General features: G+C 55.1%; 10 protein-coding genes. 4 read left to right on the top strand and 6 right to left on the bottom strand.

Features of this window, described 5'->3' with window-relative positions; translation table 11 throughout:
• Window positions 1–38: 38 nt before the first annotated feature.
• The 4 genes from P8Z34_07145 (at window position 39) to P8Z34_07130 (ending at window position 4,076) form a co-directional block, all read left to right on the top strand.
• Window positions 39–1,259 (top strand): acetyl-CoA C-acetyltransferase, encoded by a 1,221-nt coding sequence (locus tag P8Z34_07145; GenBank protein MEJ2550440.1) that lies wholly within the window; start codon window positions 39–41, stop codon window positions 1,257–1,259.
• Between the two features lie 45 nt (window positions 1,260–1,304).
• A complete protein-coding gene (locus tag P8Z34_07140; protein MEJ2550439.1) occupies window positions 1,305–2,150 on the top strand; it encodes a 3-hydroxybutyryl-CoA dehydrogenase in 846 nt (281 codons plus the stop codon).
• A gap of 99 nt (window positions 2,151–2,249) precedes the next feature.
• Complete coding sequence (locus tag P8Z34_07135; protein MEJ2550438.1) at window positions 2,250–3,635, top strand: hypothetical protein; 1,386 nt, start codon at window positions 2,250–2,252, stop codon at window positions 3,633–3,635.
• A gap of 147 nt (window positions 3,636–3,782) precedes the next feature.
• Window positions 3,783–4,076, top strand: coding sequence for a hypothetical protein (locus tag P8Z34_07130; GenBank protein MEJ2550437.1), 294 nt, complete (start codon window positions 3,783–3,785; stop codon window positions 4,074–4,076).
• 280 nt (window positions 4,077–4,356) lie between these two features.
• On the opposite strand, the gene P8Z34_07125 is transcribed toward P8Z34_07130, so the two are convergent.
• The 6 genes from P8Z34_07125 to P8Z34_07100 form a co-directional block, all read right to left on the bottom strand.
• Window positions 4,357–5,052 (bottom strand): ABC transporter ATP-binding protein, encoded by a 696-nt coding sequence (locus P8Z34_07125; protein MEJ2550436.1) that lies wholly within the window; start codon window positions 5,050–5,052, stop codon window positions 4,357–4,359.
• A gap of 65 nt (window positions 5,053–5,117) precedes the next feature.
• Window positions 5,118–9,257, bottom strand: a complete 4,140-nt coding sequence (locus P8Z34_07120; protein ID MEJ2550435.1) for a M1 family aminopeptidase — start codon at window positions 9,255–9,257, stop codon at window positions 5,118–5,120.
• A 651-nt stretch (window positions 9,258–9,908) separates the two neighbouring features.
• Complete coding sequence (locus P8Z34_07115; protein MEJ2550434.1) at window positions 9,909–10,370, bottom strand: GNAT family N-acetyltransferase; 462 nt, start codon at window positions 10,368–10,370, stop codon at window positions 9,909–9,911.
• 41 nt (window positions 10,371–10,411) lie between these two features.
• On the bottom strand, window positions 10,412–11,851 hold the full coding sequence (gatB, locus tag P8Z34_07110; protein ID MEJ2550433.1) for an Asp-tRNA(Asn)/Glu-tRNA(Gln) amidotransferase subunit GatB: 1,440 nt from the start codon (window positions 11,849–11,851) through the stop codon (window positions 10,412–10,414).
• Window positions 11,852–11,862: 11 nt separating this feature from the next.
• The gene (locus P8Z34_07105) at window positions 11,863–13,053 is read right to left on the bottom strand and encodes a peptidylprolyl isomerase (protein ID MEJ2550432.1); all 1,191 of its coding nucleotides are present in this window, start codon (window positions 13,051–13,053) and stop codon (window positions 11,863–11,865) included.
• Window positions 13,054–13,128: 75 nt separating this feature from the next.
• Window positions 13,129–13,413 (bottom strand): hypothetical protein, encoded by a 285-nt coding sequence (locus P8Z34_07100; protein ID MEJ2550431.1) that lies wholly within the window; start codon window positions 13,411–13,413, stop codon window positions 13,129–13,131.
• Window positions 13,414–13,498: the final 85 nt, after the last annotated feature.

Genomic DNA, 13,498 nt, shown 5'->3' with positions numbered 1-13,498 from the left:
CAAATGCCAAACAAACCCCAACATTGAAGAGGTAGTGTATGAGTGAAGCAACAAACAAGCTTGATCCCGTCATTTTGAGTGCCGTGCGCACACCCATGGGCCGTTTTCAGGGCGTACTGAGTCCACTTTCTGCCGTGCAGCTTGGTGCAGCTGCCGTTCGAGAAGCCGTCGAACGCGCCGGCATTCCGGACCCGGCGCAAATCGACGAAGTGCTCATGGGCAACGTGGTTTCAGCCGGCCTCGGCCAGGCTCCGGCCCGGCAAGCGGCCATCTTCGCCGGTTTGCCACCAACGGTAGGTGCAACGACGGTGAACAAGGTATGCGGATCGAGTTTGAAATCGGGCATGCTCGCTGCCCAGGCCATCAAAGCGGGGGACGCCAGCTTGATCGTTGCCGGGGGCATGGAAAGCATGAGTAACGCACCTTTCCTCGTACGGGGCAGGCGCGGAGAACTGCGTTACGGCAATGCTGAACTTACGGATGCCCTACTGCACGATGGATTGTGGGATCCCTTCGAAGATTGGGTCATGGGAATGGCCGCTGAGTGGATCGCCGAAGAATTCGACATCAGCCGCGAAGCGATGGATCGTTGGGCCGTAGAAAGCCATCGAAAAGCGGTCACGGCCATGGACGACGGCAAGTTCGACGCTGAAATCGTCGCAGTCGAGGTGCCCGGCAGGAAAGGCACACGGACGCGTGTTGAAAAAGACGAGACGCCGCGGCGTGAGACTTCGTTGGAGAAGCTGGCCGCCCTGAAACCGGCCTTCACGCCCAACGGCAGGGTGACGGCCGGCAACGCACCGGGGTTGAACGACGGCGCCGCTGCCGTCGTCTACGCCAGCCGCCGGCAAGCCGACGAGATGGGAACGGCGCCCATGGCGCGGGTCTGCGGCTACGCACAATCTGCGGTTCCCCCGAAATCCTTGTTCATCGCACCGGCACACGCCATTCCGCGGCTGCTCGCCAAAATAGATTGGACGCTGCAGGATGTGGATTTGATCGAATTGAACGAAGCCTTCGCCGCACAAGTTCTCGCCGACGGGGCGGCGCTGGAAGAGATCGGCTGGGACTGGGACAAAGTCAACGTAAACGGCGGCGCCATCGCCCTCGGACATCCCATCGGCGCATCCGGCGCACGCGTCCTCACGACGCTGCTTTACGCGTTGCGGGACCGCAATCTTCAGCGCGGCATCGCCGCGCTCTGCCTGGGCGGCGGAGAGGCCGTCGCCATGGCCGTGGAACTCGAAGCCGAAGGATAGAAACAGCGCGAACGCAAACAGCGTTTCCGAGAGGGGAGAAATAACGTGGCAATCGAGAACATCGTGGTCGTCGGCGCCGGCACGATGGGCAGCGGCATCGCCCAAACGGCGGCAATCGCAGCATACCGGGTTACGCTGACCGATGTCGATTCCGCGGCGCTGCAGAAAGCCACGGCATCCATCAAGCAGTCGACGGACAAGCTCGTCGAAAAGGGAACGATCGACGAAAAACAGCGGCTTGCCGCATCGGACGTGAACACCGCACTGGACCTGGAATCCGTCGCTGAGGCCGATCTGGTTATCGAGGCCGCCCCGGAAGACGTGGATCTGAAACTCGATCTCTTTAACCGCCTCGATGAACTGGCTCCCCCGACAACGATCCTGGCTTCGAACACTTCCTCTATTCCGATAACGAAAATCGCCGCCGCCACCCAACGGCCAGAGCAAGTAATCGGCATGCATTTTTTCAACCCCGTGCCGCTGATGAAGCTCGTGGAAATCGTGCGCGGCTTGCTCACCTCGGATCACACCACCAAGGCCGTCTTCGAGGTCGCTCGCAAGATGGGAAAAGAGGCCGTCCAGGCGTTGGATTCACCGGGCTTCATATCCAATCGCATCCTCGGCCCCATGATCAACGAAGCCATTTTCGCCTTGATGGAAGGGGTGGGAACGCCGCAGGCCATCGACACCGTGATGCAGTTGGGCATGAACCACCCGCTGGGTCCGTTGGCCTTGGCCGACCTGATCGGACTCGACGTCGTCCTTCAGGTGATGGAACTGCTGCATCACGATCTCGGCGACGATAAATACCGTCCAGCGCCGCTGCTGCGCAAGATGGTCGATGCGGGTCAACTGGGACGCAAGTCCGGCAAAGGTTTTTACGAATATTAGGCCCTATTCGTCGAGCAAAGCTCGACGCCTTTTCAAGATCAACGCTGCGATAATTCCGGCTGCGAGTATAATGCCGATATCCGAATTGCGGAGACAGCCATGCACAGACCACGTCTGATGTTTGCCCTTACGATCCTGCTGATCGTCGCGACAGCTTGCACCGTCGCCAAGACGCCAACCCCTCCACCGGGAGACCTGTTGGAAAATGCGGTCGCAGCGACACTGACGGCTCGGGCCGAACAAGAATCTGGAGTCGAGAATAAGCAAGCCCCGGCCGAAACACAATCCGGCCAGCTTCCTTCGGGAGACACACAACCCGCCGAACATCCTTCACCCGAAGCCGCCGTTTCCAACCGACACTGTATCGTCTACACCGACGCGGGTAACGTATGGCTGCTCGAAGCCGCCAACCCGCCCCAACAGCTCACGAGCAGCGGCGACGCCGGTCAAGTCATGATCTCGAGCGACTGCCAGAAGGTTGCCTTCATCCGCCGCATCGGGCCGGAACAACTGCCTGAAATCCGATCCGTTAATTCAGATGGCAGCGGCGAGAAGGCTTTATTGACTTCGGCGCAGATCGACGCCCTCTACCCTTTAGATCCGGTGTTCAGCCGGAACGACACCGCCGGTATTGCATTCATACCCGGCAGTCATGTGCTGATGTTCAACACTCGTGCCGTTCCCTCGGAGGGTCCGGGATTAGCGAAATACGATGACCTCGTTCGCCTGGACAGCGACACGGGTGATTTGACGATCGTTTTTCCGCCCGGCACCGGCGGAGATTTCACACTCTCACCAGACGGCACGAAACTCGTTCTGCTCACACCCGACAGTATCGGCCTGGCCGACGTAGACGGCAGCAACCTGCAGGCGAACTTGATCACTTACGCGCCCGTCATCACTTACAGCGAATTTCAATACTACGCACAGCCCGTATGGACTCCCAATTCTGACGCCTTCGGCGTGGCCATCCCGTCCTCCGATCCACTCGACGCGGCACCTTCCGGTACGATATGGCGCGTACAGACGGCGACGGCAGCGGCGAGCAACGTCGGAACCATCCGGGGCGATTTTTACTTCCCACAGTTTTCCAGCGCACCGCTCTTGTCCCCCAATTTGCAGCGGGTTGCCTTCATCCGCAAGACGAGTACGCAGAACGTCTACGATCTGTATCTGGCCAACGCGGATGGAAGCGGACAATTGGTTTACGCTACTGGCGGCATTCAATGGCAGGGCTGGTCGCCAGACAGCACCCACTTCGTTTACTCACTCGGCACTCCGCTGAATTTGCAGTTGGGCCTCGACGGTGGCGCAGCGACATCGATCGGCAGTTGTAACGATTTGCGCTGGAGAAACAACAACGCGTTCTTTTGTCTATCGGGCGGAATGGGCGCCTGGACGCTGATGAGAGGTCAGATTGGCGGCAGCCTGACGGCCCTCGTGAGCCCGGCTGGTGATTTCATCTCCTACGATTTCACGCCGTGACAGGGAATTCCCTGTTTGCCATCGGCAGCGATCACCGGCCCGGATGAGCAAGCGGCTCGTAAGCGCTTGCGTGAAAGTTCAAGCACGCCTATGCTTTGTCTACCAATGACATCATAGACGCGTTGAACGATCGAACGAGGTGAAAATATGAACCCCTTTCGGATTCTCTGGCTAATCGCAGCTGTTGTCTTCTTCTACTTCGCCATTCTATTCTGGATATACTCCCGAAGTGGAACGCGGCCCTTCATTTTTAGCAGCACGGCCAAACCAGGAGAAGAGGGGAAAGAAGGATTCATGAATGCGATCCCCGAAGACTTGCAGCGAGAGGTCGAAAGCTTCAGAAAATCGGTCAATCTCACCATGCAAACCCGTTTTCGAATCGGCGCCGTCAGCATGGTGCTCGCCGGCGCACTAGCGCTCGTTTCCATGATCTTCAGCTAGCCTAACTGATTACGACTCTAAAAATACAATTCGAATCCCGAATGCCGGATCCCACTCAACTTGATATTGCCGATGCCGGAAAAATAATATGCCCGCTTCGGCAACGATATGCAGGAAATTCACACACTGTAATAAGATGGTCATTATGAATTTACTGATTATGGAAGAAATTCCGCTGCTTTTTCCTCTCTTCTTGGATAATTTTTCCCTATACACAGAAGGAAGGGATATACCGCCAGATTGCACAAGCGGCAAGGTTATGGGTGAACGCACAGTCCAGCTACAAGCTGCTCTCCATCATTCGACCATCGTGTAAGGCGATGACTCTCTCCGCCATTTCCGCCAGCGCATCATTGTGTGTCGCCAACAGGATGCAAACATCATGCTCCTGCTGCAGGCGCTGCAGCAGGTCCATGATCTCGGCTCCGGTTTTGCTGTCCACATTACCCGTTGGTTCATCCGCCAGAATTAATTTTGGCCTGTTGATCAGCGCTCGAGCTATCGCAACCCGCTGTTGCTCCCCTCCACTCATCTGACCCGGCAAGTGCTGCGCGCGCTCAGAGATGCCAACCGCTTTGAGTAACGCCCGTGCGCGGGTTTCGAGATGGAAATCGATTTCTCGTTGATAGGGTATCAACGGCAGCATCACGTTTTCAAGCGCCGTCATGAAAGGTACCAGGTTGAATAACTGGAAGATGAAGCCTATCGTCCTTCGTCTGAAATCGGCCAGAGCATCCCCACTCATGGTGCTGAGGTCTATCCCGTCGATCTCAACCCTGCCTCGCGATGGTCGATCGAGCGCACCCAGGAGATTGAGCAACGTGGTCTTTCCGCTGCCCGAGTGACCGGTTATGGATACAAACTCACCTTTATGCGCAGACATATTGATGTCATCGAGCGCCAATACCTCCGGTCCATTGGCATACGCCTTACTCAATCCCTCGGTCTCGACGATTATGGTATTTTCTCCTGTCATTTGGCCCGCTTCTTTCGTTCGATCACAGTACGCTTACGGATCTCGAGCGATCATCTCCCGCAAGATCAGCTTCCAATCGGCCCAAGCCATTCTTCCATAAAATCACGCAAATTCCTGCCGGATGCCCGTTGCATGGCTTCGATGAAACCCGCCCCGGTTGCTATGCCATATTTGTACTGCGTGAAATACGTGCGCATGCCGCTGAAGAATGCCTCATCCCCGATCTCGAGCCGCAGCGCATGCAGGAACATTGGCCCTTTGTAATAAATAACCTCATAATAATTTTCCCCGTTTGGTGCAAATTCCCACACCGAGCTTCCGACAGGAAAGCTTGTCCCATGCAGAACCTCAAGCCGGTCGATATCTTCCTCATAATCGCGAAGATAGCGCTGCATGACTTCTTCGCCCTCGACTTCTTCCATGAAAACCAGGGCAGAATATTGGGCAAGCGCCTCGTCTAGCCATGGCTCCAGAAACACGTCGTTGCCGACAGCGCTGTACCACCACTGGTGGGACACCTCATGTGCCGTCAGTATTGGCAATCGATCACTTTCCTGTGAAGAAAACAGGTAGATTAAACCCGGGTATTCCACCCCGGCAGCTCCCGGGCCCGGCATAACGACCAAATCCAGGCTCTCGTATGGATAGGTTCCGAAAAGGTCGCCGTAGAAGCTTAATGATTCGACGGCGGTATCAAGAATTATGGCGTTTTGTGAATGATCCGTCAGCGCATACAAGGATACATTCACATCATCGAATTGCCTGCGATTTACCTGGAAGGAGGGACTCATTGCCAGCGCAAGATCTCGTACCACGTCTGCGTTGTAAGTATGTGTCGTGGACCAACCATCGTTATCGCTGGCGTTCACTTCCTCACCCGTCGCCGCGATGATCCAATCTCTCGGAGCAGTTACGCTGAACTCGTACAGCGCACTCTCGCTGTAGACAAAATCCGTGCAATACGAGCATACATCCAGACGCCAACCTGTCTCATCATAAACCGCCAGCATGGGATAGAACGAATGAAGAATCCATGCATCTACCTGGGCGTCGGCCGCTTCACGTACTTCCAATTCGAAGGAGATATCCAGCGTCGTGCGCTCACCTGGCTGCAGGGCATCGTCGAGATTCACAATCACAGCCGTGTTGAATGCCGTGAGCGACCAGTCGGACAGCGTATCCCCGTCGATGGTGAGCTTCGTCACGCGGAGATGGTCCACCTGTTCCTCACCTTCAGACGTAAGGCGAGGATAATTCGGATAAAGACGCAGGGCCAGCGCGTTTAAAACACCACCCGTTCGATTTGTGAACTCGATTCTTTCATGCCCCTCAATCTTCCTTCCTTCGACATCGACGTTTAGGTCGATATGGTAGCGGTTCAAATCCTCCGTCGATACCGCTGTGGGGGTCGGAGCGGGTGTATAGATCGGCGTAGGTGTGTTCTGCACTGCGCTGGCGGGGATGGATGTGAGATGGGTCGATACCGAAGCGCGATCTGCCTCGTGCAGGTCCGCATACACCAGGGACGAAATAATCAAAAGGACCACGGAAACCAGCGCTGCGAGACCAATCCATCCGAAAGCGCGACGGCGATTCTTTATGAGGCTGCCTCGCCCCGCCCCCCTTAGTGCCGTCCCGGGGAATACTCGTATGGTTCTGCGCGCCATGAATCTGGTGACCATCGCCGCCGACAATGTTGGGAGCACCACGCCCAGACCGAACACCAGCATCCAGGTAAAGACATCGATCGATTGCGGCGGGAAAATCATTCGATAGATCAGAACGGACAAGACTGTACCAAGGATCCCGCCGAATAGACCGATCAACGCACTTTCACCGGTGATCATTCGCGAAATGGTCCCCTGCCGCCAACCCAGCGCCCCCAACAGTCCGATCTCACGCCGTCGCTCCATGACATTCGTGGCCATCATCTTGCCAATCGCCAAAATCGCGGATAGGAAGGATACGATTGCCAGGGTGATGTGGTAGGGTCGTATCTGTGTGCAGATCCATTCCCCCAGCAAAGTGCCGCACAGACTGCCGTTCAACTCAGACAACACCATAACCAGGAAAACCGTCGATGCCGCTGCCAGAATCAGCCCAATCGACGTAGCCACTAATCGAAGCGGTTTCCGCAACATCCCGCGCAGGATGTATCGAAGCAAATTGGAACTCACCGAACCGCGGCCAATCACCGCGATCTCCCCGGACCGGATGACAGGCACCGGAAAAGACCGCACCGCCCGCAAGGCCGGAAGCAAAGCGCCGAGCAAAAAAGCGCCTGCTCCTAACGGGATCAGCAATGCGATATATTCCCTGGGCACCGACAAATCGAAAACCTGCACGATCCCCAGGACACACGCCGCGCCCAAAACACCACTGCTCAACCCCAGTAAAAGCGCCTCGCCCATGACAGATCCGATCAACGTGCGCTTACGCCAGCCTATGGCTAGCATGACTCCGAATTCGGGAAGCCTGCCTATGATCGAAACGAACATGGCGTTGAACAGGTAGAGGAGAAAAGCCAGAAGAAACACGCCGAAAAGCAGTTCTTCTCCGCGATCGATCCCCGTATGGATCAGCGTGTTCACCCCCTTTTTGACCCACATCTCTTCGACGTACCCCAAACCGGGCACATCTTCATAGCCCGGGATGTGAACCAACACGGGTTGAGGTGAGGAGCCCACCATGATATCCACGTGTAAACCCGTCAGTTCAACGATTTCTTGCGCAACCTGCTCGATCCGGCTTTGAGCCAGCGGGGTAAGTTCAGCGATGTCCCCGACGCGGACCCGAACGGCCGAAATGATGTCGTCCCTCACAGATGGACATTCAATGGGTTCAATGATTGGATATGGCGTTCCCTCAACTGTTTTCCAGTCCACGCACCATTCATCGATCAAATCCTGTGCGGTTTCGAGCGATATGAGCATGTCCGGCGGAGCGACCAGGTAGCCTGCGGTGTTGAGTGTTGGTCTTAGGGTGGCTGGAGCCTGGTAAGGTTCACCATTTTCATCATAGACAAGAGTGACCAGTGGTGGGTAGTACGTTTCAAGCGGCACTTCGTTGGGTGAAGCGCCGGACAACGCAATCAGCGGATCCACATCATACACGCCACGGATAAACACGTCGAAAAGGACCTTCTGCCGGGGCTCGAGCTTCCTGAAGACCAGTTCGGGAGATCGTTTCCAACTTATGCTTTGCAGAAGCTCCTGATAGTCGGGCGCCCATAGTTCCTCTCGTTCAAAATGCTCCTCGGTGGAGGTCGAACCAATCGGCAATGCCTCCAACACCAGGCCATTCCCTTCGAGAGATTCGGGAATAGCTTTCATCTCTTCGTATTGGACCGGCGCCGGTGCGTAAATATAGCCCGCGAATTCAGAGGTTGTCGAAGAGCCACTTTCTATCTGACCATTCGCAATTTCCATGAGTGGTGCCACGTTCGTCCACTCCCGTTTTACCGGTACAGTCTCTTCCCATACAACCCGGCGCGGCGCTTCAGCGATTTCGTCTGGCCCAGAGATATTCTTGAGACTATCTACTGGTGGGAGATTTTCATTAAAAACGTCCACGCGTTCGATCCGAATGGCGATCGTCTCACTCACGTAATCGTGTATGTTCACCAGAATCGGAATGAGCGGATACCCCCTGCGATCGTGGGTCAGCGACGTCTCAACGGACAAGTAATCATCCGAAATCACCATCTGGTCGAGGTTGATGAGTTTGGCTTCTTCTTCCGGATCCACTGCCGCCAACAACGCCTGATCTTCGAAGGAAGGCGTACGTATCATAAAGCCCCAAATATCTGAGGTGCCTACCGGCACCAGTTGTAAGCGGATCAATTCCTCACGGAATTCTCGATTAAGTTCTTCATCGGAAAAAGGTATTTGCTCGTTGCCCTGGTAATAGAATGCATAATAGGGTTCTTGGATCGTGGCGTCTATGGATCTGCTTCCATCCCATATCGCCGCGGAAACAGCAACGCGATAGACACCGGCAGGCAGAGGGTCGAAGATACCAATGAAAGGTGCATTACGATTCACATAACCGAGCATCGCGATCGGCGCGGCCACATCTACGCCATCAATGCCTTTGATCAATCCGTACTGCGCAACAGTAATGCCACCCGATGTTCCGGCCAGATGATTCATCTCGACCAATCCAAACTCGCGTTCGATGTCCGACACTGCACCCGGCGATCGCACCAAAAGATCATAGGTGGTACGCCAGTATTGATCCAGCGATCGGTCGGCGATTACGGAGGTCTCTGAAGAAATGGTGAGGAATATCGTGAAGGCTATAGTTAGAAGGACAGTGCTGGTAAAAACCAACACTGTTTCTTGCCTACGCAGAAAAATGCTACGAGATGCAAATCTCAAATTCATCCTGGTACCAAGAGGCGTCAGTCATATATTCGCGAATCTCCCGATCCGGCCAAAACACGAAGCAATTCGATTGTCTTCTGAGAGCTCGTGCCATTATTTTACAACATGGCAGATCACTCCAATATCACGGGTGTTTCATGCCCACTGTGGTACTTCAACCAGGTTCTTGTGTTTACCTTTATCGTATTGAGTCAGTGTTACTAAGTCCTTTAAATTCTGCCTGAAGGGGAAAAACATTGTCCACGTGTATCAAGCACCCAGCCCCTCCCAAGTATGTTATGTTTTCGCAAATTACAATGAGATATTGCGAAAATCCACAATCGGCAATATTATGCTGCAACTCTATCTTCGTTTGTGGAGAAATGACGGGGGTAAATTTTTCACAAACAGCAATTGTTAAGCAACAAGACCAGCAAGATTATGGAGGAAACATATTCGAGGTGGGGTTCGCTTATATTAAAGCAAACCTAATCAAGGCCTCGATTCGGCAGGAAGATCCCAGCGCATGACGGCGAGGTAGCCCCCGATGGTCCCCACGAAGTGCAGCAGCTTTCCGAAGATTCGAGTCAGTTTGAAATACCGAGGCATCTGAGCGGGGTCCCGGATTTCCCGGAATCCGAAGCGGGAATAAAAGGGGATCAAGCCTGACCGGCAGGTCAACCACAAGGGTGAATTCGAGCGCTGCTGGACATATTCGATCAACGCACCGGCCACCCCGCGCCCTCTCCAGACAGGAGTCACCACGAGAGAGGACAGTTCCATCGCTTCACCACCGTGCTTCTTCACCTGCACACAGCCCAGTAAGCCGCCGCCGCGATCTTCGGCGATCAAGAAACGCCTCCAGTTCAACCCCAACGGATTGAGTCGTTCGCTGCGCACGAGGCGCTTGATCTCGGAAGAGTCAGTTGCATTGGCGGGCCGGATCGTTTTCATAAGGAACCGACAAAAATCGCGAGCGATGAAAAAAAGGTGTCTTATTCTGCGAGTAGGTCTTCGAGTATCGAGCGGACTTTTTGTGGGTTCGCCTTGCCCTTCGTCTCTCGCATGATCTGGCCCACAAACCAACCCAGGATCGTCGTTTTCCCGTCCCTGTACGTCTTTGCCTGCTCCGGATTTCCGGCAATGATCTTTGCGGCCACCTCACGCAGAACGTCCTCATCGGAGACCTGCGCCAACCCCAGATCGGCGACAAGCTGCTCGGGAGATTTCCCGCTTTGCTCGACTTTCATGAGCAGGTCTTTGCCGGTGTTCGTGGTGATCGCCTTCTCCTGAACCATCTGGATGATCCTGGCCAGGTGCGCGGGACGCAGTTTCAAATCGGCAGGAGAGACACCAAGCTCCCGGATCATGCGCTGTACGTCGTTGATCAGCCAATTGGAGACCGTCTTTGCGTCGTCTCCTACGATCGAAACCACCTCCTCAAAATACTCGGACAGGCTGCGTTCTTCGGTGAGAATTTCTGCGTCGTACAAGGGAAGACTATATTGCTCGACGAAGCGTTCGCGCCGCGCCAGGGGAAGTTCCGGAAGGCGGGCCAGGATTTCGGCCCGCCATTCATCGTCGAGGACGATGGGCAGCAGATCGGGTTCTCGAAAATAACGGTAATCCGCCTCACTCTCTTTGGAACGCATTTTACGCAGCGTTCCACCGTCCTCGTCCCACTGTAACGTCCAGGTTTCGATCGTGCGGCCGGCGGAGACCTCACGGATTTGCCGTTCAATTTCAGTTTCCACCGCCATGCGGGCATTTTCGATCGAATTGACGTTCTTGATTTCCGTCTTCGGATTGAGAACCTCGCTGCCTTTCGAGCGAATGGAGACGTTCGCATCGCAGCGCAGTTGGCCGCGCTCCATGTCGCCCTCCGAGATGCCCAACCAGCGCAGCAGCTGCCGCAAACGGATCAAATACTGCGCGACCTCGTCCGCCGTACGCAAGTTCGGTCCCGTGACCATTTCGACCAGCGGCACGCCGCAGCGGTTGAAATCGATCAGACGTCGATCGTTTTGGTAAACCGTCTTTCCGGCGTCTTCCTCGATGTGCAGTTTTTCGATCGTCACCAGCCGAGTGCCGCCGTCCGGAAGTGGAAGCTCGAGAAAACCGCCGCGCGCAAGCGGCTCGTCGTATTGGCTGATCTGATATCCCTTCGGCAAATCCGGGTAGAGATAATTTTTACGTGCGAAATACGAAAGCGGTTGTATGGAATCAGCCTGCATGGCTGCAGCCAACAACACGGCCTTTTCGACGACGACACGATTGAGAACCGGCAGCACGCCGGGCAGTCCGGTGCAGACCGGGCAGATATTCGTGTTCGCCTCGTCGTCCCACGAATCCGCCTTGCACCCACAAAAAATCTTACTCTGGGTGTTCAGTTGGATATGGGTTTCGAGACCGATGACCGCTTCGTAATCCGGCATGATGCGCCTCTCTATCCCTCGACGATCGTTATCGATTCGATCCTGTCTTCAGCGGTCAAACTCTCGACCACATCCAGGCCTTCGGTGACGTATCCGAAAACCGGATACATCTCATTCATGGTGGGAATGGCCACCATGGTGATGTAGAACTGACTGCCGCTCACGGCGAGGATATCCTGACGCAAGAAAAAGCCCACCGCGCCGGGTGTGGTTTCCAAACCCGACTCAAACGGAAGCGTGTATCCGATGTCACTGTCCTGCGTGCCGCGCGGCGAGCCCGTGATCACCAGAAATCCCTGCTCGACGTAGGCGATCGGAAATTGATCCCAATAACCCAACTCTGCAAGAACGACGAAGTTATTGACGCTCACCGGCGCTTCCTGCGGATGAAGCTCGACGACGATCTCCCCCTGCGTGGTCTGGATCGATGCAACGTACGATTTGCTCACGTCGATTCTCATTTCCGGAGGGCCGGTGAAGAGGTTTTCGCGAGCTTCGACATCGAGCGCAGCAAGTGGTCTCCCCGCTTCCCACTGCGGTACGATGGGGATCGCCGTTTCCGTTGGTGTGGGCAGCAAGCTCTCCGATACCCGTTCGATCTCGACTTTTTCCAATCGATCGCCTTCGAAATCCGGATTGGAAATCGGATCGCGCGGCGTCAATGCTCGCGCCACGTCCATCCCCTCGACGACCTTACCGAAGATCGTATGCAAACCGTTTAAATGCGGCGTGGGCCCGAAAGTGATGAAGAATTGACTTCCATTGGTGTCCGGACCGGAATTCGCCATGGCGAGATAGCCTTCATCGTCGAAACGCAAATTGAAACTGATCTCATCCGGGAAGCTGTATCCCGGGCCGCCCATCCCCGTTCCTTCGGGATCGCCGCCCTGCGCCATGAAATCGGGGATCACCCGATGGAAGGTGGTGTCGTCGTAGTAGCCTTGCTCCGCCAGAAAGATGAAGTTGTTCACCGTCATCGGCGCCTCATCGGCGAAAAGCTCGATACGGATGTCGCCCTTTTCCGTCTTCAACGTTGCGATGTAGATGGCCGAAGTGTCGATGCTCATCTCCGGGGGTTGATCCCACTGCGTCGTCTTCTGCCCAACGAGCGAACAAGCGCTCATCGAGGCGAACGAAAACACGAGCAAACTCCGCAATACCCACGCCCGAATGGATTTTTTATTCGTTTGAAAGCGGTCCATACTGACCTCCACGATTGTGTGCCGTCATCTCTCGAAATCCTTGCATCACTGCGATGTGTCTCATCCGCAAATTCACTACTGCTTCCCGTCTACGGGAAATCCAACCCACAGTTCAAAGCTGGTATCTCCAGTATTTACCACCTCGATTTGCATGCACTCGATACATTCTACACCGGCGACCCTGTCCCCGATGGTGACGCTCATCTCATTTCCCGGGTAATGTAAATCCAGCCAGGATTTCACCGTATAGTCCAATATGTATGAATCATCCAACGAGGGCAATCCGACGATCGTGAGTTCAGCGCCTTGTGGAAGCTGCGGTACCTGCTTATTGAAGGCAGTAAAGAAAGCCTGAGTCACTTCCGCCCGATTCCGGAGTACAGCAGCGTCTCGAAAGATTGGACTATAAGCAAGCAAGCAGATTCCCAACGATCAGAATGGGCAC

The sequence above is a fragment of the Anaerolineales bacterium genome (genome assembly GCA_037382465.1).
Lineage (GTDB): Bacteria > Chloroflexota > Anaerolineae > Anaerolineales > E44-bin32 > WVZH01.
Note: the sequence above shows the minus strand (reverse complement) of the source record. Positions and strands in the feature narration are given on the sequence as shown.